General features: G+C 69.5%; 16 protein-coding genes and 2 pseudogenes. 13 read left to right on the plus strand and 5 right to left on the minus strand.

Going from position 1 to position 18,465, the window contains the following annotated elements; translation table 11 throughout:
- The coding region (locus ACZ7OO_RS23935) for a transposase (RefSeq protein WP_471507425.1) at window positions 1–332 on the minus strand (332 nt) is incomplete at its 3' end.
- A 105-nt stretch (window positions 333–437) separates the two neighbouring features.
- Here ACZ7OO_RS23935 and ACZ7OO_RS23940 point away from each other — a divergent pair.
- Together ACZ7OO_RS23940 and ACZ7OO_RS23945 are read left to right on the plus strand one after the other, a co-directional pair.
- Window positions 438–605, plus strand: a complete 168-nt coding sequence (locus ACZ7OO_RS23940; protein ID WP_471507427.1) for a hypothetical protein — start codon at window positions 438–440, stop codon at window positions 603–605.
- Window positions 606–692: 87 nt separating this feature from the next.
- On the plus strand, window positions 693–2,168 hold the full coding sequence (locus ACZ7OO_RS23945) for a glycoside hydrolase family 76 protein (protein WP_471507429.1): 1,476 nt from the start codon (window positions 693–695) through the stop codon (window positions 2,166–2,168).
- On the opposite strand, the gene ACZ7OO_RS23950 is transcribed toward ACZ7OO_RS23945, so the two are convergent.
- The gene (locus tag ACZ7OO_RS23950; RefSeq protein ID WP_471507431.1) at window positions 2,058–3,332 is read right to left on the minus strand and encodes a flavin-containing monooxygenase; all 1,275 of its coding nucleotides are present in this window, start codon (window positions 3,330–3,332) and stop codon (window positions 2,058–2,060) included. The genes ACZ7OO_RS23945 and ACZ7OO_RS23950 overlap by 111 nt on opposite strands.
- 309 nt (window positions 3,333–3,641) lie before the next feature.
- On the opposite strand from ACZ7OO_RS23950, the gene ACZ7OO_RS23955 reads away from it, so the two are divergent.
- The 3 genes and pseudogenes from ACZ7OO_RS23955 to ACZ7OO_RS23965 form a co-directional block, all read left to right on the plus strand.
- A complete protein-coding gene (locus ACZ7OO_RS23955) occupies window positions 3,642–4,277 on the plus strand; it encodes an ABC transporter ATP-binding protein (RefSeq protein WP_471507432.1) in 636 nt (211 codons plus the stop codon).
- The gene (locus ACZ7OO_RS23960; protein ID WP_471507434.1) at window positions 4,274–5,074 is read left to right on the plus strand and encodes a hypothetical protein; all 801 of its coding nucleotides are present in this window, start codon (window positions 4,274–4,276) and stop codon (window positions 5,072–5,074) included. Before ACZ7OO_RS23955 ends, ACZ7OO_RS23960 begins: the two co-directional genes overlap by 4 nt.
- A gap of 110 nt (window positions 5,075–5,184) precedes the next feature.
- Window positions 5,185–5,837 (plus strand): annotated as a pseudogene (locus ACZ7OO_RS23965) (ISL3 family transposase); the annotation flags it as partial.
- 162 nt (window positions 5,838–5,999) lie between these two features.
- Here ACZ7OO_RS23965 and ACZ7OO_RS23970 read toward each other — a convergent pair.
- Together ACZ7OO_RS23970 and ACZ7OO_RS23975 are read right to left on the minus strand one after the other, a co-directional pair.
- Window positions 6,000–7,460: a phytoene desaturase family protein gene (locus ACZ7OO_RS23970; protein WP_471507436.1), complete on the minus strand. Its 1,461-nt coding sequence runs from the start codon at window positions 7,458–7,460 to the stop codon at window positions 6,000–6,002.
- Window positions 7,457–7,714 carry a DUF3556 domain-containing protein gene (locus ACZ7OO_RS23975; protein ID WP_471507438.1) on the minus strand — a complete coding sequence of 86 codons (258 nt, stop codon included), beginning with the start codon at window positions 7,712–7,714 and terminating at the stop codon, window positions 7,457–7,459. Before ACZ7OO_RS23975 ends, ACZ7OO_RS23970 begins: the two co-directional genes overlap by 4 nt.
- Before the next feature lie 807 nt (window positions 7,715–8,521).
- On the opposite strand from ACZ7OO_RS23975, the gene ACZ7OO_RS23980 reads away from it, so the two are divergent.
- The 4 genes from ACZ7OO_RS23980 (at window position 8,522) to ACZ7OO_RS23995 (ending at window position 12,915) form a co-directional block, all read left to right on the plus strand.
- The gene (locus ACZ7OO_RS23980; RefSeq protein WP_471507440.1) at window positions 8,522–9,526 is read left to right on the plus strand and encodes an ice-binding family protein; all 1,005 of its coding nucleotides are present in this window, start codon (window positions 8,522–8,524) and stop codon (window positions 9,524–9,526) included.
- Between the two features lie 315 nt (window positions 9,527–9,841).
- On the plus strand, window positions 9,842–10,426 hold the full coding sequence (locus ACZ7OO_RS23985) for a DUF5819 family protein (protein ID WP_471507442.1): 585 nt from the start codon (window positions 9,842–9,844) through the stop codon (window positions 10,424–10,426).
- On the plus strand, window positions 10,413–11,561 hold the full coding sequence (locus ACZ7OO_RS23990) for an HTTM domain-containing protein (protein WP_471507444.1): 1,149 nt from the start codon (window positions 10,413–10,415) through the stop codon (window positions 11,559–11,561). The genes ACZ7OO_RS23985 and ACZ7OO_RS23990 overlap by 14 nt, the downstream gene beginning before the upstream one ends.
- Window positions 11,562–12,063: 502 nt before the next feature.
- On the plus strand, window positions 12,064–12,915 hold the full coding sequence (locus ACZ7OO_RS23995) for an aldo/keto reductase (RefSeq protein ID WP_471507446.1): 852 nt from the start codon (window positions 12,064–12,066) through the stop codon (window positions 12,913–12,915).
- A gap of 29 nt (window positions 12,916–12,944) precedes the next feature.
- Here the strand turns inward: ACZ7OO_RS23995 and ACZ7OO_RS24000 are convergent, their stop codons facing one another.
- A complete protein-coding gene (locus ACZ7OO_RS24000) occupies window positions 12,945–13,862 on the minus strand; it encodes a helix-turn-helix transcriptional regulator (protein WP_471507448.1) in 918 nt (305 codons plus the stop codon).
- A gap of 136 nt (window positions 13,863–13,998) precedes the next feature.
- Between ACZ7OO_RS24000 and ACZ7OO_RS24005 the strand changes: the two genes are divergently transcribed.
- The 4 genes and pseudogenes from ACZ7OO_RS24005 to ACZ7OO_RS24020 all read left to right on the plus strand — a co-directional run.
- Window positions 13,999–15,321 (plus strand): MFS transporter, encoded by a 1,323-nt coding sequence (locus tag ACZ7OO_RS24005; protein WP_471507451.1) that lies wholly within the window; start codon window positions 13,999–14,001, stop codon window positions 15,319–15,321.
- Window positions 15,322–15,364: 43 nt separating this feature from the next.
- Window positions 15,365–16,408 (plus strand): zinc-binding dehydrogenase, encoded by a 1,044-nt coding sequence (locus tag ACZ7OO_RS24010; RefSeq protein WP_471507453.1) that lies wholly within the window; start codon window positions 15,365–15,367, stop codon window positions 16,406–16,408.
- A gap of 562 nt (window positions 16,409–16,970) precedes the next feature.
- Complete coding sequence (locus tag ACZ7OO_RS24015; protein WP_098750155.1) at window positions 16,971–17,174, plus strand: cold-shock protein; 204 nt, start codon at window positions 16,971–16,973, stop codon at window positions 17,172–17,174.
- 343 nt (window positions 17,175–17,517) lie between these two features.
- Window positions 17,518–18,006 (plus strand): annotated as a pseudogene (locus tag ACZ7OO_RS24020) (transposase); the annotation flags it as partial.
- Window positions 18,007–18,465 lie beyond the last annotated feature (459 nt).

Genomic DNA, 18,465 nt, shown 5'->3' on the forward strand with positions numbered 1-18,465 from the left:
ACGCCTCGGGGATCCGCGAAGCGTTCCATGGCGTAGTCGCGGACCAGGTCCCGCATCAGAACCGCGCTCCAAGGGGTGAGGTTCAAGAACCGTTGGAGTGCTTTGGGCTCCTGCTCGCCGGCGAACTCAGCGATGGTCCAGCCGTTCTTGCGCTGCAACGGGGAGAGGAGCCCACGCAGGTACTGAAGGGCGTGCTCTTGAGATTCCGGGCGGTAGAACAGCGGGGTTATCCGCTCGCCCAGCGCGGCGAACTCGCGGTCCCAGAAAGCTAAATCGGCCGGGCTGACGGCGTCCGACGAACGATCTGAATCACGGGGCTGTGTCGTGGCCACAGCCAGAGCCTCCCATCACTCCGTGATCCAGATCTAGCCCTGTAGTACTAGGAGCAGCCGTGCCACGTCCTGGCCCTTGAGAAGTCATCGGAAGGCCGTTGGACCGTGGTGCAGTCCGACCTGCCTCCGCTCGCCGAGGGACGGTGGGACGTCAACGTCGTCGGCCCGGGCCAGGACGAACGACGGGCACGTCCCGGTTTGCGTGACCTGCGGCTGCTCCTTGACGGCAGCCGACGGGAGTGGACCTCTCCGGTGGCCGTCCGCATCCCGTAGGCCACCAAGGACGGCTACCTGGCGGTGCGGACCTGGCTGCGCTCGGCGCACGCGGAGACGCAGTCGCTTCGTGTCGACAGCGAGGGCATGACCGTATCGGCGCGGCTGCACCCCTTGCCGCTACGACAGGCCGGCGAACACGAGTTCTCCTTCCGCGTCGACTACGTCTCCTTCAGCACCGCGGATCTGGACGAGGCGCGGACGGTGCTCGGTGAGACGTACTACGCCAACTTCATCGACCGGCTCGAGACGGACCACGTCTTCAGTGCCGCCTTCGACGTGGTGAGGCTGGGGCCGTTGACCGTCGGGGAAGTCGGGTTCGGTGCCGACGTACGGTTGCGGTTCGGGGACCTCGGAGCCCATCAGGTGGACATCCCTGTGTCGGGGAGCATGGTGTGGCGCCAGGGGGAGCTGGACCCTCTTGTCACCAGGCCGGGGCGTGCGGCGGTGTTCCGGCCCCAGGGGCGCACGGTGCTGGAGCGGTTGCAGCGGGGCCGGATGCTGGCGGTGAAGATCGAGCCCAGCGCGCTCGAGCGCCATCTGGAAGGGATGCTGGGCAGGCCGGTGCGCGCGGGATTTCACCTGGCCCGCAGCATGGACGTGGCGTCGGGGAGGGGGCGGAGCTGGGCGCGGCTGGTGCGGATGGTCATCGGCGAGGCGGGCAGCGAAGGGAGTCTGCCGCGGCTGCCACTGCTCGCCGCTCAGATGCGGGAAGCCCTGCTGACCGGCCTGCTGCTGGCAGTGGATCACCCCTATCGGCAGGAGCTCGACCGGCCTGCGGAGGCCGGGATCCAGCGGCCCGTACAGCGGGTGATGGACGCCGTGCGCTCCAGCCCGGAGCACCCGTTCACTGCCGCCGAGCTGGCCCGTGTCGGGCAAGTCGGCGAGCGCAACCAGTACTGGGACACCGGCACCTGCGGTGGCGGAGTGTGGTGGGATCGCGAGCGCACGTACAAGAACGCGGTGACCAACGGGCTGTACCTCTGGCTGACCGCGGCACTGCACGAACGCGTCAGCGGCGACACCGTATGGGGGCAGCGAGCGACGACAGCCGCGGCGTGGTTCCGTTCCAGCGGATTGATCAATTCCTCGGGCCTTGTGAACGACGGGCTGACCTCGGACTGCCGCAACAACGGTGGAACCGTCTGGAGTTACAACCAGGGGCTGGCCATCGGCGGCCTGCTGGAGGCGTCGAAGGCGACCGGGGACGGCTCGCTGCTGACCACTGCCCGCACGTTGGCCGACGCGGCGATGTCCAGCCCGCAACTGACCACGAACGGGGTGCTCACCGAGTCCTGCGATGTCGGCCAGGCGACCTGCGACGACAACCAGAAGCAGTTCAAGGGCATCTTCGTCCGCTGTCTGTACGACCTTCAGCAGGCGACCGGCTCCGCCACCTACCGTTCCTACATCCAGCGGCAGGCGGACTCCCTGTGGGCCACGGACCGCGATTCACTCAACGCACTCGGCGAGCGGTGGGCCGGCGTCGCCCCGAACCAGGCGGACTGGCGCACACAGGCCAGCGCCCTCGGCGCACTCACCGCAGCCGACCCGACGGCATGATGGCGCCCGCACCGTCTCGCGTCGTAGCGCGTGGGCAATGGCGCGAGCCTCGATGCCCGCCTGACGGAGGACACCCGTGAGTGGATTGGTGTATCCGGCGAAGTGAAGGCGTGCGGCTTCGGGATGGGTCTGTGCCCCTGCGGCGAGGGGTTGCCCGTCCTCGTCGAGTACGCCCAGGGACCCGACCAGGTCGTGCAGGTCGGTCCGGTACCCGGTGGCGGCGATGACCGTGTCCGGTCGCAGTCGCGTGCCGTCGGCCAGTAACACGTCGGGGCCGTCGAACCCCTGGACTGCTGCGACCGGCTCGACCCGCCCGGACCGGACGGCGTCCACGAAGCCGTGGTCGAGCACCGGGTTGACCCCTTCGCGGGCATTGCGGGTGTACAGGCCCGTGCGGGGCCGCGGCAGTCCCCGTGAGGTCAGGTCCGGCACCGCGAGACGTTGCGTGAGCAGGGAGGTGCGGTCGCGCCACGCGAGCGGGAGGACCTCCGTCAGTCGGCCGACGGCGTGCCATCGGGCGCTGGAGCGGGGCAGGATGTTGGGCGGGGTACGGACTGCGATCCATACCCGTTCGGCTCCGGCCCCGGCGAGGACGCCGGCGATCTCGGTACCGCTGTTACCGGCGCCGACCACCAGGACGTCCCGCCCGCGGTAGGGGGCCGGAGAGCGGTAGTGGGCCGAGTGGAGCAGTGTGCCGGTGAAGGTCGAACGTCCGGGCCAGTCTGGGACGTTCGGGGTGTGGCAGCGGCCGGTGGCCACCACGACGGCACCAGCAGTCACTGGGCCGTCGGGGGTGTGGACCAGCCACTGCGCTCCCGAACCCGGCTCGGCCCGCTCGACGCGCTGAACCAGGGTGGTCACCCGGACGTCGAGTCGGTGATGGGCGACGTAACGCTCCAGGTATCGCACATAGTCATCCCGGCTCACCCACGGGCCCGCCTGGCGCGGCAACGACAGGCCGGGGAGGCTCGAAGTGCCGGGAGTGGTGTGCAGGCGTAGATGGTCATAGCGCTGCACCCAGCTCGCTCCCACCCGGTCCGACCGTTCCAGGATCACGGTCGGCACCCCGGAGCGGCGCAGTAGTGCGGCGACCGCCAGACCTTGGGGGCCGGCTCCGATCACTACCGTGGAGGTGCTGAAGTCTTGCTGCGTTGTCGGGGGCATCGCCTTCTACAACGGCGGATCGCGGCTCACGTCACCCTCGACGGGGAGGCACAAGGCCTGTGGAGCGGCGACGTCGGCTGTTCACCGGAACGGCGGGTGGCTGCCGTTACACCAGCGGTACGGACTCGTTGAGCATCGGGCAGCAGCGCGCCGCCTCGCGCAGGGGCGGCCCGCCGAGGGCCGGGCTCTGTCCGGTCCGGACGCAGCGGACGGGTTAGGGAGGCATGAGCCGGCGCGGCCCCGGCCTCTGTGGCGGGCTTTTCCTCCGGGCCGGCTCGCTCCACCTGTCCGATCTTTCGAGGGGCTCATGTGCAGGCAGTAACGACGCGCCACCGGCCACGGCTGCGGATCAGCGGAGTCTGCAAGAAGTACGGCGGCAGGCAGGTCCTGCGCAGTGTCGACCTTGATGTGTCTGCCGGGACGCTGGTGGGAGTCGTCGGCGAGAACGGCGCAGGCAAGACCACTCTGATGCAGATTGCCGTAGGGCAGCTCGCACCCGATCGCGGAAGGGTGACGAGGTCCGGGGCGGTGGGGTACTGCCCGCAGCGAGCGGTACTGAACGACGCGTTCACCGTCGGACAGCATCTGCGGTTGTTCCAGATGGCCTACCGGCTGCCGACGCTGGAACGCGTCGGGGAGCTGATGGAACTGCTGGCGCTGACCGGCTGCCGGCGACAGCCGGTCGGCGAACTCAGTGGCGGAACGCGACAGAAGCTGAACCTGCTCATCGCTCTCATGCACGATCCGGAGTTGTTGGTCCTGGACGAGCCCTACCAGGGTTTCGACTGGGACACCCACCAGCGGTTCTGGGCCCTGGCCGCCGATCTGCGTGATCAGGGCCGGTCGATCATCGTGGTTGCACACTTGCTGCACGACCTGCACCACTTCGACGCGATCGCTCATCTGCGCCAGGGCCGTCTGCACTTCGAGGAGGCCAACCGTTGAAGCTCTCCTGGACGGCCTTCACCGAACTGCTGCGCTCCACTCTGCTGGGCCACCTGCGCAACCGGCTGGCCTTACTTCTGGCGGTCGCGTTCATCCCCATCTGGGTCGCCGTGGCGCGGCTGTGCACCTCCGACGAAATGGTGCGCATCTGGCTGGACGCCATCAGCGCCCCCGTCTCCGCTCCGGCCAGCCAGGTGGGCCAGGTGACCAGCGCGCTGGGCGCCATCACGATGGTCGCCGGCTTCATCACCTTCACCGAGACCTTCCAATCGCGGCAGATGGACCGCCGCCTGCTGCTGGCCGGCTACCCCCGGCTGCCGATGCTGCTGGCCAAACTTGCTGCCATCGCCCTCACCGCCGCCCTGCTTGCCTCCTACACCGCGATCCTGCTGTGGATCTCCCTGCCCGTACACCACGCAGCACCCCTGGCGCTGGCCCTTGCAGGCGCCGGCCTCGCCTATGGCGGCATCGGGCTTCTGCTCGGCTCTCTGGTCCGCGGCGAGCTGGAGGGCTTCTTCCTCATCATCATGCTCAGCCTGGTGGACACCGGCCTGCAGAATCCCGTCTTCAACACACTCATGGACGTGGCGGGCGTATCCGCGCTTCCCCTGTACGGCGTGAACCAGCTGGCGCTGAGCTCAGCCCTGACCTCACACATCCCCTGGTCCCACGGCCTGCTCTCCCTCACCTGGTCCGCAGCGACCGGCGCCTTGGCGCTGCTCGTCCTCCACACCCAGCGCCCTTCCCGCTCCCCGTGGTCCCGCAGGACGAGAGTCCAGGCAGGGGGATCACGGTGAGGACGGCCTTTCCCCCCGGGCCCTCGTCGCCGGCCCAGGGGCTGTCCCACCACCGGCCCTGTCTCGCTTTCGGTGGTGACGGAGGGTCGTGATGGGTCGTTGACATTCGCGTGAAGGATGTCAGCGAGCTCGTGCAGACGGTCTTTTCGGGCCTGTCCCCGCTGGTCATTGGGGATGTGGTCGACGAAGGTGAGCGGATCGTGGTGCGGGCACGGACTCCGCGGGACACTGCGGTCTGCCCGCTGTGCGGGGCCCAGTCGGAACGCGTGCACGGCTATCACTGGCGGACAGTCGCGGACGTGCCGGTCGATGAACGACGGGTGGTGGTCCGTGTGCGGGTGCGGCGTCCGGTGTGTCCCACGCGCGGCTGCCGCCACACCTTCCGCGAACAGGTGCCCGGCGTCCTGGACCGGTACCAGCGGCGTACGACCCGCCTGACCAGGCAAGTCAAGGCCGTGGTCAAGGAGTTGGCGGGTCGGGCCGGGGCACGTCTGCCGGCGATTTCGGCGGTGAGCCTGTCGCGTCACACGGCCCTGCGCGCCCTGCTGCGGATCCCGTTGCCCACCGGGCGGTTGCCCCGTGTGAACGGCGTCGACGACTTCGCACTGCGCCGGCGGCACCGCTACGCCACCGTGGTCATCGATGCCGAGACTCATGAGCGGATCGACGTGCTGCCGGCCGCACGGCCGACACCCTGGAGGCGTGGCTGCGCGAGCATCCGGGCATCGAGATCGTGTGCCGTGACGGCTCGGCGACCTGTGCTGGGCGGGGGGCATTGCTCGTCGAGGGCCCGGGGGACCTACCGCACGTGGACGGGGAGCAAGCGTCTGATCGAACTCGGCTGCAAGGTCAACGGTGCCGTGGGCTGGAACCTGGGGTCCGAGCAGGTCTCCGATGGCCTGGGCTGCGCGAGCGAGGAGCGCTGCTATGTGCGCGAGTCCCGGGAGCGCTCCTGAGTCTGCCAGGTCGGGCGGCCCCCCAGGTGGCGCAGTGCTGATGCCGCCGCCCCGGCGCCGCACATGCCGTGTACCCCAGGGCCGGGTGGGGTGGCCGCTGAGCACAGGAACACTCCGGGCAGGCCAGTGGCGTACGGGTCCAGCGCCGGCCGGGCGCCCAGGAGGAGCTGGGAGACCGTCTTCGCTCCGGTGAGGATGTCGCCGCCGGTGAAGTTGGGGTTGGTCGCTGCGAAGTCGGCGGGGCGGGTGACGTGTCGGCCCACGATTCGTTCGTGTACGCCGGGGGCGAAGCGTTCGAGCTGCCGGAGGATCGCCTCCGTGGCATCGCCGTCGTAGCCGTGCGGGACATGGGCGTACGTCCAGACGGGGTGGACGTCGCCGACCGACCGGGAGGGGTCGGCAAGGTACTGCTGGCCGACGAGGACGAAGGGCCGCTCGGGCATCCGGCCCTGCGTCACGTCCCGTTCCGTCCGGGCCACTTCGGCGAGCGGGCCGCCGAGGTGCACGGTCCCGGCCCGTCGTGCCCGCTCGTCCCTCCAAGGCACGCCGCCCTCCACGGCCAGGTCCACCTTGAAGGCGCCAGGGCCACGGCGGAAGCGCCGGTACGCGCCCGTCACGCGGGCGGGCAGCCTGTCGCCGTAGAGGGCGGCGACCTGACCGGGGTCGAGGTCGAGCAGAGTCACGTCAGCGGGCGGGATCTGCCGCCGGGCGGTGATCCGCACGCCGGTCTCGATCGTGCCGCCGGCGGCGAGGAGAGCCGCGGCCATGCTGCGGGCGATGGACTGCGAGCCGCCCTCGGCGACGGCCCACCCGGCGGCGTGGCCGGAGGTGAGGATGCCGAGCCCGATCGCCGAGACGAGCGGGTCCCAGAACGGCCGGAACGCGTGCGCCGCCACCCCGGCCCACAGGGCCTGGGCCTGCGGGGTCCGGAAGAGGCGCGCGAGGACCGCGGGAGGCAGCACGGCCGGGAGGCCGAACCGGGCGAGCAGCAGCGGGTGCGCCGGGATCCGCAGCAGCGGGCCCATCACGTCGTGCGCGAGGGCGTCCCAGCGCCGCACCAAGGGCTCCACCAGGGCCCGGTAGCGGCGGCCGTCCGGGCCGAGCCCGGCTGCTGTCTCCGTGACGGAGCGCAGCAGGACCCCGGCCGTCCCGTCGTCCAGCGGGTGCACACAGTCGATCTCCGGCAGCCGCCAGCGCAGCCCCTGGCGTTCGAGGCCGAGGGCCCGGAGCGCGGGCGAGGTGACGGCCATGGGGTGGATGGCCGAACAGTGGTCGTGCAGCAGGCCGGGCAGGATCGCCTCGTGGCTGCGCGTGCCACCGCCGACCTCGTCGGCGGCCTCCAGCAGCGTGACGTCCAGGCCATCCCGCGCGAGGAGGGCCGCAGCGGCGAGCCCGTTGGGCCCGCCACCGACGACGACCGCGGTCGTCATGACGCCAACCCCACGGGCGGAACGCCGGACGCCAAGCGCAGCACGTGACGAGACACGGCACCGCACACGGGACAGTCCGGGCCATCGGTGGGCCCGGGCTGCCGGGTCACCATGTCGCCCACAGTGACCTGGCCTTGTCCGAGCAGGCCAGGGGCGGCGTCGTGGATCTCATATGCCACAGTCTGCCGGTGGATGGGCTGCCCTTCCAAATGGTCACCAACGTCAGCCGTGCTCTTATTCCTCGGCTCTTCCATGCGCCGAAAACCTTGGTGCGTCAGGGCGATCCTTGCCGGTGACCTGGTCAACCGATGTGCTCCCCGGAAGATGGGTGCAGGCTGTAGTGAAATCCTCTTCGCGGGTAACTGGATTGCGGGGAAGTACCGCTCCGGTGACGCGCAGAGGTCGGTTCCCTTCCCTGGCCTCACGCAAAGCCTTCATGGTCTTCTCACGGTGTTCCTTCCGCTCCGCCAGTAATACGAATCTCCTCCGGAGAGAATCGCGGAGCTGCTCATTTACTCAACACGCCGGTGAGGCCTCGGGTGCCGGATGGGGCGGCATCGGCCGAGGGGCTACGGATGCATGAAATTCTTTCCTGCCTGGGCTGAACTGGGAAGTGACGTCACCGTGTCACCCGCCTCGACTAAGCAGGAACGACCATTCAGCCCATTAAAAATTTTCTCAGCATTTGCGATCGGCTCGCCAGGTTCGGCGAAACCACGCGCATGAGTTGCAAGTTGGAGCATGCGCCTGCGTAATATTCCAGGAGCAGAGACAGGCGATGCTGTGTGACCGAGAATCGCCAAATACGTCTCCATCCCCTCACAGGAGCTGGCCCTTCGATGACGCCCAATTTCCCTGTCGCGCCTCTGCGGCGCACTTTGTCGGTATGGATCGCGGCGGTACTTGCCGTGGTGATCTCCGCTGTCGTAGTCGCTGTGTCGCCGACACAGGCAAGTGCCCTCGCCACGTTTGTAGATCTGGGCAGGGCGGACAGCTTCGCGGTACTGGCCGGTTCGGCAACCACCAACACCGGTCCCTCGGTGATCACCGGGGATGTCGGAGTGTCTCCGGGAACGTCCATCAGCGGATACGGGCCGCCCGCCGTGGTGAACGGGACCCTGCACTCTGCGGACACTGTGGCTCAGGACGCCCAGACCGACCTGATCACGGCGTACAACGACGCTGCCGGGCAGCCCTCCGACGGAGCACTTCCCCCGGACGCCGGTGGCCTGACGCTGGTTCCGGGCGTCTACACAGCCTCCTCCACTCTCGGGCTCACCGGCACCCTCACCCTGGACGCCCAGGGGGACCCCAACGCCGTCTGGGTGTTCCAGATCGGTTCGGGTCTGACGACGGCGTCCAGCAGCCGCGTATCCCTCATCAACGGCGCCTCGCCGTGCAATGTGTTCTGGAAGGTCGGCAGTTCGGCCACTCTTGGCACCAGCACCGCCTTCGTGGGCAACATCCTGGCCATGACCTCGATCACTGTCACCACGAGCGCGACCATCGAGGGACGGGCGCTGGCCCGTAACGGTGCCGTGACGCTGGACACCAACACGATCACCCGGCCGCAGTGCGCGGCTGGCACTACCGGTGGCACCACGACGACCGGTACGACCGCTACCGGCGGTACGACCGGTACGACCGCTACCGGCGGTACGACCGGGACGACCGCTACCGGCGGTACGACCGGTACGACCGGGACGACCGCTACCGGCGGGACGACCGGTACCACCGGGACGACCGCTACCGGCGGGACGACCGGTACGACCGCTACCGGCGGCACGACCGGCACGACCGCTACCGGCGGCACCACCGGGACGACCGCTACCGGCGGCACGACCGGCACGACCGCTACCGGCGGCACCACCGGGACGACCGCTACCGGCGGCACGACCGGTACCACTGGTACCACGACCGGCGGAACTTCCGGCGGAACCACCGGCGGAACTTCCGCCGGAACGTCCGGTGGGAACGGCCACGGCTGCAAGCCCGAACACAACGAGTATGGCGACAAGCCCGAAAAGCCCGGCCAGGACGACAGCTACGGCTGTGATCCTGCCTAGCATGCGCGGCCCACTCCAGCGGGGTGACTGCTCGCAGGCAGCCACCCACGTGCGCGAGTAGGACGGGTGGCGTGCGGCGCGGATCGTCATCGATTCCGCCGCACGCCGCAGGCGGAAGCCAAGGAGAACCAAGTGAGAGAAGTCGGGACGGAAGGACCGGATAGGGCCGTGCGGGGTGGCATTGCGTCAGCAGATGCTGACGAATCGGACCAGGCGGGCGCTAGGCCGACCGCACAGAAGGGGAGCGGGAGACCGACTGCGCTCCAAACGTCTTCAGAGCCGCCCCTCGCTCTTAAGGCCGGAGTACAAGTCGCCGTGGTCCTGTGCCTGGCGGCGGCCCTGGTACACGTGCTCCTGGTGTTCCTGCAGGTGGCACCCCCGAATCCCGTCTCCCGGCAGTACAGCCGACAGGTCAACGCCTGGATCTTCCCGTTGTTCGAACAGAACTGGCGGCTCTTCGCCCCGGACCCGGAGTCGGTCAACCGGCAGATTTCGGCAAGGACCGCGCACACCACCCCGGACGGCACCGCCCAGGTCAGCGGCTGGTTCGACCTGACCGCCGTCGACACAGCCGCGGTGGAACACGACCCCTTCCCGAGCCACACAGCACAGAACATGCTGCGCCGGGCCTGGATTTCCTACCTCGAAACGCACGGCGGCGACGACCATCCGCGCTCGCAACGCGCCCTGATGATCCAGCAGTACCTGCGCAACATCGCAGCGGATCGCGTCGCCGCACATCGCCACGGCGCATTCGAGTCCATCCAACTTCGGGTGATCACCCTGCCCATCGCCGCGCCGCCCGCAGCGGGCGGCCCCGGTCCCGGCACGGCCGCACCACGGCCCACCGACACCCGTTACCTGCCCTGGTGGAAGGTGGCCCGTCATGCAACAGGCTGAGCAGACATCGGCCCCGGCAACCACGCCGACGCGCCCCGGACACGGCGCCGAGCGGGCGAGCGCACAGGCGCCGCGACACATGCTGGCCCGTATCTCCACGCTCCTCACCCTCCTGCTGGAGCAGCCGATCTCCCTGTACGCCGCGGCGGTTCTGCGCATCGGGTACGGGTTCCTCTACTTCGCCTTCCTGGTGCGCGAGTTTCCCCACCGCGACGAGATCTGGGGTCCTGGCTCACCGTGGACGCCGGCACTGGCCAGGCAGCTCTTCGACCAGACCGGGTGGGCCAGCATCCTCACCCTGTCCGACAGCCGGGCCTATTTCGAGGTCTGCTACGCGGCAGCCATCGTCATCTCCGCACTGTTCATGCTGGGCTGGCGGACAAGAGCGGTGGCCGTGCTCTTCGCGGTCGTAGTGACGTCGTTCCACGCCAGGGCGATCTTCATGACGGACGGAGGGGACAACCTCATCCTCCTCATGGCCCTCTACCTCGTCGTCACCGCATGCGGCCGACGCTGGTCCCTCGACGCGCGCAGGGCCCTGCTCCGGGCATCCGCCGGCAAGGCAGTCCGGCTTCCGCTGGACCGGGCATCCGGCGAGCTGCGACGCCACCTCCGCGACGCGCGCCTGACAGTGATCACTGTGCTGCACAACTGCGGCATGCTCGTCATCGCCGCCCAGGTCTGCTTCCTCTACGGATCCGCTGGCCTGTACAAGGTGCAGGGTGCCTCCTGGGGCAACGGCACCGCCCTCCATTACGCCCTGAATCTCGACCTGTTCCAGCCCTGGCCCGCGCTCTCCGAAATGGCGGACGAACACGACGTACTGATCGCCATCGCCTGCTACCTGACGGTGCTGTTGCAGGTGGCCTTCCCGTTCGTCCTGTTCGGCAGGCTCAAGTACCCCGTCCTGGCGGTGCTGTTGGGCATGCACATGGGTATCGCCGTGTTCCTGGGCCTGCCGCTCTTCTCCGGCGCGATGATCGTCGCGGACGCCGTGTTCCTTCCGGACCGCTTCTACCGGTACCTGGGGCAGCTGTCGCGGCGAGTTGTCCCTTGGGCCGACGTCAGGGAGGCACAGACTCCGACTCCCGCAGAGGCTGCACTGGTACCTCCGCAGTCGGTACATACCGGCTGAGGCCGACACTTGGTGCCGCTGCACGACCGGAAATCCAACTCGCTGGCCGCTCGGTGCATCACGGCTCGTAGAGCACCGTGGTTGGGTGCCAGGTCCGGCAGCCCCACCCGTCCACCGCGCAGACCTGCCTTCTGTCCCGGTCTGTTGGCCGGCCGCAAGCCCGGACGGTGGTGCCCTGGTTCAGTGGATTGCTGCCTGACTTCGATGGCCCCTGGTCTCAGCCGCCCGCTCCTGGCCGGATCCGGTCGCAGACTGAGCGTCAACGGGGGGACGGGCGACCGTCCGTAGCGTGACGGGGAGGGACCGTGACCATCACGGCCGAAACAAGGCACAGACCTCAGCCGGAGGCCGGCGCGAGGCCGCCGCAGCCGGCGGCCACCCCGCCCGGAGGCAGCTCCGGACCGCGGCAGGGAGGGGTGTCGCGGACGGACGGTCCTCGACGTCTCCCGAGGCAGCAGGCCGTGGCCGCGCGGGCCGCTCTGCGCCGCCGCTCTGGGCATCCGTGCCCGCGCGGCTGCGCCTTCTGCGCGCGGCCACGGCCCTGCTCGCCGGCACACTCACGATGCTCCTGCTGGTGGCCGGGCTCACCACCCTGGGCACCTGGAGCAGCGTGGCCGGCCACGACGCGCCCCGCACCACCAGCGCGGCCGAGCTCGACCGCGCCGGAAAGATCCACTACGCGGGCCTGTCCAACTTCACCGGCTGGCAGCTCCAGTTGACCGTCTCCACCGCGAAGGCGGTGAGCGTCCACGTCCCGCTCACCCTCCAGCAGCAGTACAGCCTGCTGTCCCGGGAGAGCGAGTTCGAGATGGTCCCCGCCGCCCTGCACAACAGGATCGGCCTGCTGCCCTGGTCGCCTTTGGCCGGCGGCTTCCTCACCGGGAAATACCAGCGCGGCGGCACCCCGGCCGCCCACACCCGCGCCGGGTCCTCGAACGAGCTCTACCAGTGGGTGTCGGCCCAATACGCGGCATCCGACCGCAACTGGGCCACCATCGATGAGGTCGTCCGCATCGCCGAGGAGACCGGCGCGACTCCTGCCCAGGTTGCCCTGAGCTGGACCGCCGACCGCCCCGGCGTCATCGCCCCCATCTTCGGAGCCCGTACCCCAGAACAGCTCCACGACAGCCTCGGCGCCGTCGCCCTCACCCTGGACGACGAGGCAACCGCCGCTCTCGACAAGATCAGCGCCCCCACACCGGGCGGCTATCCCTACGGCGCGTTCGGCACCAGCCAGCGCGACCGCCGACTCCAGGGCGGGGACCAGGCCCTCGGAGACCTCATTGGCAGCGGATCGAACCAGCCCACCGGTCGCGTGTCCGCGCCCACCGGACAACGGTCGTCCGTCCGCTGACGGTGGGCGCGGAGCGTGCGGAGCACCGTTCAGCCGAGTCGGTCGGTGGGCTGTGCCGCTTGGGACTGGGTGGCTGCGAGGCTGGCGAGGAGCTTGAGGCGGTCTTCGGAGGTGCTGCCCGGCTCGGCGGTGTAGAGGGTCAGGTCGTGGACCGCCCGGTCGGGCATGGGCAGGTCCAGGGACTGGTAGGTCAACTCCAGGTCGCCGACCTCGGGGTGCCGCAGCCGTTTGACGCCGTCGTGACGGATACGGACGTCGTGGGCGGCCCACAGGGTACGGAAGTCAGGGCTGAGGGTGGACAGCTCGCCGATGAGGTCGCGCAGGGCCCGATCGTGCGGCTCGCGCCCGGCTTCCGCGCGCAGCAGGGCCGCGGTGGCGGCGGCGGCGCCGTCGAAGTCGACGAAGAAGTTCTGCGCGCCGGGGTCGAGGAAGATGTAGCGGGCGATGTTGGGGTGGTGGTGTCCGTCGGTGGTGGGGCTGTCGAATACCGGGGAGTGCAGGGACTGGCCGAGCGGGTTGGTGGCGACGATGTCCTGGCGACCGTTGCGGACGAAGGCCGAGGACAGTGTCACGGAGTCGAGCAGCCACTGGACCGCAGGCGGGACGGCGACGTCCTTGCGCCGTGACGGCGTTCGGCGGGCGGGGCGGGCGGCGCGGGCCAGGTCGAACAGGTAGGTGCGCTCGTCGTCGTCCAGCTGCAGGGCGCGGGCGACCGCGTCGACGACGTCGTCGGACACCCCGGCGATGTGGCCTTTCTCCAGCCGGGTGTACCACTCGGTGCTCACCCCGGCCAGCACGGCGACCTCCTCACGCCGCAGCCCCGGCACCCGGCGTCGACCGCTGGTGGGCAGCCCGACCTGCTCCGGGGTGATCTTCGCGCGGCGGCTGGCGAGGAAGTCGCGGATCTCGGTGCGGTGGTCGGTGCGGTCGTCGGGGCGCGGGTCCATGCCTTCCACGGTAGCCACCGCGCCGCAAGCAGGGAGGTTGAGCTTGTACCCCCCATAAACCCGACCTTCCTCAAGGGTGGGGCGGCCGGTTTCCTGGGACACGTACCCCGATCACGACCCCCCACGGAGATGAACCTTGAGTACGCGCGGAGCAGTTTTGGAGGCCCCCGCCGCGGGGTCTGCCGAAAGCACCGAGCAGCCGCCGGCGGCCCGGCTGCCGCTCGTCGTCTACGTGCTCGCGCTGGGCACGTTCCTGATGGGCACCACCGAGTTCGTGGTGGCCGGCCTGCTGCCCTCGATCGCAAGCGACCTGCAGGTCAGCGTCGCCCAGACCGGCCTGATGATCACCGTCTTCGCCATCGGGATGATCGTCGGCGCCCCGCTGATGGCGCTGCTCACGCTGCGGCTGCCCAAGCGGCTGACGCTGATGCTGGCCCTGGGCGTCTTCGCCGCCGGTCACGTGATTGTCGCCCTCAGCTCGAACTTCACCCTGGTCCTTGCCGCACGGTTTCTGACCGCCATTGCCACCGGCGCCTTCTGGGCGGTGGCCAATGTGGCCGCCGCACGCGCCGCGGACCCGACCGCCAGTTCCCGCGCCCTGGGCCTGGTCGGCGCCGGAGCCATGCTTGCCAACGTCGTCGGCGTGCCGCTGGGCGCGTTCGCCGGGCAGGCCATGGGCTGGCGCGGACCGTTCTGGGCCCTGGCCGCCCTCTCCGCGGTGGCCATCGTGCTCATCGCCCGCACCGTCCCCCACGACGATGGCGATGCGCAGGCGGTGTCGATCCGCTCCGAGGTGACCGCGCTGCGCTCCGGCCGTCTGTGGCTGGTCCTTGCAGCCTGCGCCACCACGACCGGCGGCGTTCTGGCCGCGTACTCCTACATCTCGCCGCTTCTTACCGACCGGTCCGGGATCTCCTCCGGGATCGTGCCGCTGGTCCTGGTCGGCTTCGGCCTGGGCGCCCTGGCCGGCTCGCTGGTTGGAGGCCGCCTGGGCGACCGCCGCCCGCACAGCGTGACCCTCGTGGCCGCCACAGGAGCAACCCTCCTGCTCCTGGCGATCTCCCTGCTGGCCGGCTACGCCGTGCTCACCGTCATCCTGGTCGCCCTGCTGGGCTTCTTCGGGCTCGGCGCCAACCCGGTGCTGATGGCTCTGGCCGTCCGCTTCGCACGCCAGGCACCGGTCCTGGCCTCCGCCCTGACCGTCTCGGCCTTCAACCTCGGCACCGCCATCGGCTCCTGGATCGCCGGACTCACCCTCGGCACCTGGCTCGGGACCACTGGCCCCGCCGTGGTCGGCACCGTCATCGCCGCCCTCACCCTGATTCCCACCACCGCCGTCGCCCTCGCCCGGCGGCGCCGCTCCGCCGCGTCCGGTCCGACGGACCTCCAGGGTGCGCGACCCGGCCACGCCGACAGGCTTGAACCCGGCCCAGGTGTGTACCCGCCCCCTACCCACTGACCAGCACCACCCGACACACCACCCCCGCACTGGAGAGCACCTCATGCGCGCAACCCTCATGTACAGCGCCGGCGACGTCCGCGTCGAGAACGTCCCCGACTCCGTCGTCAAGCACCCCACCGACGCTCTGGTCCGCATCACCGCGTCCTGCGTCTGCGGCAGCGACCTGCACCCCTACAACTCGATGAAGCCCGAGGACGGCCCCGCCCGGATGGGCCACGAGTTCATCGGCATCGTCGAGGACACCGGCTCCGAGGTCACCACCGTCAAGCGCGGCGATCTGGTCGTCGCCCCGTTCGCCATCTCCGACAACACCTGCGCGTTCTGCCGCGAACACCTGCACACCTCCTGCGCCCACCCGCAGGCCAACTTCTGGGACGGTCTGCCGGACGAGGGCGGCCAGGCCGAAGCGGTCCGGGTCCCGCTCGCCGACGGCACCCTCGTCAAGCTCCCCGTCGCCCCGGACTCCGCTCTCATCCCGTCCCTGCTGACCCTCTCGGACGTCTTCGGCACCGGCTACCACGCCGCCGTCGCAGGCGGCGTGAACGAGCGCACCCGCGTCACCGTGATCGGCGACGGCGCAGTCGGCCTGCTCGCGGTCCTGTCCGCCAAGCGGCTCGGTGCGGAACAGATCATCCTGATGGGCCGCCACCAGGCGCGTACCGACCTCGGCCGTGAGTTCGGCGCCACAGATGTCGTCGCCGCCCGCGGCGAGGAAGGCATCGAAGCGGTCCGCGAGCTCACCGGCGGCCACGGCACGCACGTGGTCCTCGAAGCCGTCGGCCACATGCCCGCCTACGAGCAGGCCCTCGGCGCCGTCCGCCCCGGCGGCGTGATCAGCCGCGTCGGCGTCCCCCAGTACGAAGACGCCCCGATCGGCTTCGGCAGCCTCTTCCGCCACAACATCCGCCTCGCCGGTGGGCCCGCACCGGTCCGCGCCTACATCGAGGAACTGATGCCCGCTATCCTCGACGGCACCATCGACCCGGGGAAGGTCTTCGACGCCACCACCGACCTCGACGGCGTCCCGGCCGGCTACCAGGACATGGCCGACCGCAAGAGCCTGAAGGTCCTCGTCAAGCCCTGACCCCGGACACATCAGGACGAACGCCGACCCATAAGGCCCCCACTCCCTCCAAGAACCCGCCCCAGACCGGAATCCCCGCAGTGTGGCGCGGCAGACGCCGTGCCGGCTCAGGTCGTACAGCAGCAGGTGGGAGATATGGGTGACCGCGAAGACGTAGACGAGGCCGGAAAACGGTCGGAGAACGAGACCGGCACCGCGCCCGCGCAGGAGTTGCTCGCCTCACAAGGACTTCGAGCACCCGCCGGGTCGTCCCGTACGGGCGGGGTTGTTCGCAGACTCACCGGCTTGCTGTGTCGGAGCACCGCTCCGTCCGAGGGGATATCCGCAGCAAGGTCCGTTCCGTTCGCGGCTTGTCGAAGTTATGGACAGGACACTCCCTGTTGTCCGTAGCTTCGACCGCACGGGGCCGTGTAGCGTCCAGGTCAGCAGTCGTGGTTCCGAAGTACCGCCCGTGGACGTGAGTTCACGGGCAGCTTGCTGTTCAGCGTCTCTGAGGACCAGGACGACCACCTCCGGTTTCCGCAGGGTGCGGGAGCCGACTTCGAGTCCCCTTGGAGGACAGATGGCCAGCGGAACCGTCAAGTGGTTCAACGCGGAAAAGGGCTTCGGCTTCATCGAGCAGGACGGCGGAGGCCCGGACGTCTTCGCCCACTACTCGAACATCAACGCCTCCGGCTTCCGTGAGCTCCAGGAAGGCCAGAAGGTGAACTTCGACATCACCCAGGGCCAGAAGGGCCCGCAGGCGGAGAACATCACTCCCGCCTGAGCCGGCCGACTCCGCGACGCCCGCTCGGGAACTCGTAGGTGTGGACTCCCAGGCAGAACTCCTGAAGACGATGCAGCGGACGGTTGAGGAGTCCGGACTCGAATACAGGTGCTTCCATGGGTTCGGCCTCATCGTTGGCTGTCCTCGGTGCGGAGCTCCAAGTTCGAAGTTGGAAGGCTGCAGCGCCGTTGACCCCGCCCGAGACGACATGTACGCGGGCGTCCGTTGCACCGAATGTGGGTGGGACGACGGCGGCGAAGTCTGACTACACCGCGCACACCGCACTGAGTTTCGTCGGGGCCAACGCGCTGTGGCGTTGGCCCTCGTCATAGGCGGTGCCGCGGCGGTGCTGCAGGCCACCCGGGTCACGCTGGGTCTGCTGGCTCACCGGATCGGTCAGCTCTCCGAGCAGATCCGGGACGTGGAGACTCGTCTTGTCCGGCTCGTGGAATGCCATGCTCCGCAGCTGCTCGACGTGGTGGGGATCGGTCCGGACACGGCGGTCACGTTGCTGATCACGGTGGGGGACAACCCGGAGCGGCTGGACGGCGAGGCGTCGTTCGCCGCGCTGTGCGGTGTCAGCCCTGTCGAGCGCTCCTCGGGACGCTGGCAGTTCCGTCGCCTCAACCGCGGCGGCGACCGGCAGGCCAACGCCGCCGTCCACCGCATCGTGTTCACCCGTCTGCGGGTCGACCCGCGCACTCAGGACTACTACGAGCGCCGGGTCAAGGAGGGCAAGACCCGGCGCGAAATCGTCCGTTGCCTCAAACGCTATGCGGCCCGGGAGGTCTTCCACCTGGTCAAAAAGCTACGGCCAGCACTCCGCTCATAGGGGCTGTGACACCTGGTAGCAAGACGAAGCCCCGCGGGCCGCGTGGCCGATCAGCAGCACGTGGCAAGGAAACGGCCCGCGGCGACTGCTGGACCAACTCGTGATGCCCAGGGCCGCGTAGAGCGGGACTTGCTTGACGCGATCGGCTGTTCGAATGCGCTGTGCGATGTCTCCCGTTCTCTCCGTGACCGCCGGGCTCCGGCTGGGGACGACTGGCTTGTGCTTCCAGCGCGATGGTGGGATCGGGCCCGAGTTCGTGCAGGCGCTGTCCTGCGGCCGCCTCCGCGGGGCTGGGTGGCTCATCGCGGCCCGGACCCCGATCTCGCGGGACCACCGCGGCCGGGGACACGGGTCAGGGCCGGAACAGATCGCCGACTTCGAGAAAGGTGAACCTGAAGCCGGATTCAGTAAACTGGCGGTTCTGTCCAGCGGCGGCGGTGATGACGTTGAGGAGCGAAT

This window comes from Streptomyces sp. NPDC111744, assembly GCF_055634995.1.

Excerpts from the sequence above, each read along its gene's own strand:
- ACZ7OO_RS23945 (WP_471507429.1), top strand. The coding sequence starts at position 693 with ATGACCGTATCGGCGCGGCTGCACCCCTTGCCGCTACGACAGGCCGGC.
- ACZ7OO_RS23950 (WP_471507431.1), bottom strand. The coding sequence starts at position 3,332 with ATGCCCCCGACAACGCAGCAAGACTTCAGCACCTCCACGGTAGTGATC.
- ACZ7OO_RS23970 (WP_471507436.1), bottom strand. The coding sequence starts at position 7,460 with ATGACGACCGCGGTCGTCGTCGGTGGCGGGCCCAACGGGCTCGCCGCT.
- ACZ7OO_RS23975 (WP_471507438.1), bottom strand. The coding sequence starts at position 7,714 with ATGGAAGAGCCGAGGAATAAGAGCACGGCTGACGTTGGTGACCATTTG.
- ACZ7OO_RS23990 (WP_471507444.1), top strand. The coding sequence starts at position 10,413 with ATGCAACAGGCTGAGCAGACATCGGCCCCGGCAACCACGCCGACGCGC.
- ACZ7OO_RS24000 (WP_471507448.1), bottom strand. The coding sequence starts at position 13,862 with ATGGACCCGCGCCCCGACGACCGCACCGACCACCGCACCGAGATCCGC.
- ACZ7OO_RS24010 (WP_471507453.1), top strand. The coding sequence starts at position 15,365 with ATGCGCGCAACCCTCATGTACAGCGCCGGCGACGTCCGCGTCGAGAAC.
- ACZ7OO_RS24015 (WP_098750155.1), top strand. The coding sequence starts at position 16,971 with ATGGCCAGCGGAACCGTCAAGTGGTTCAACGCGGAAAAGGGCTTCGGC.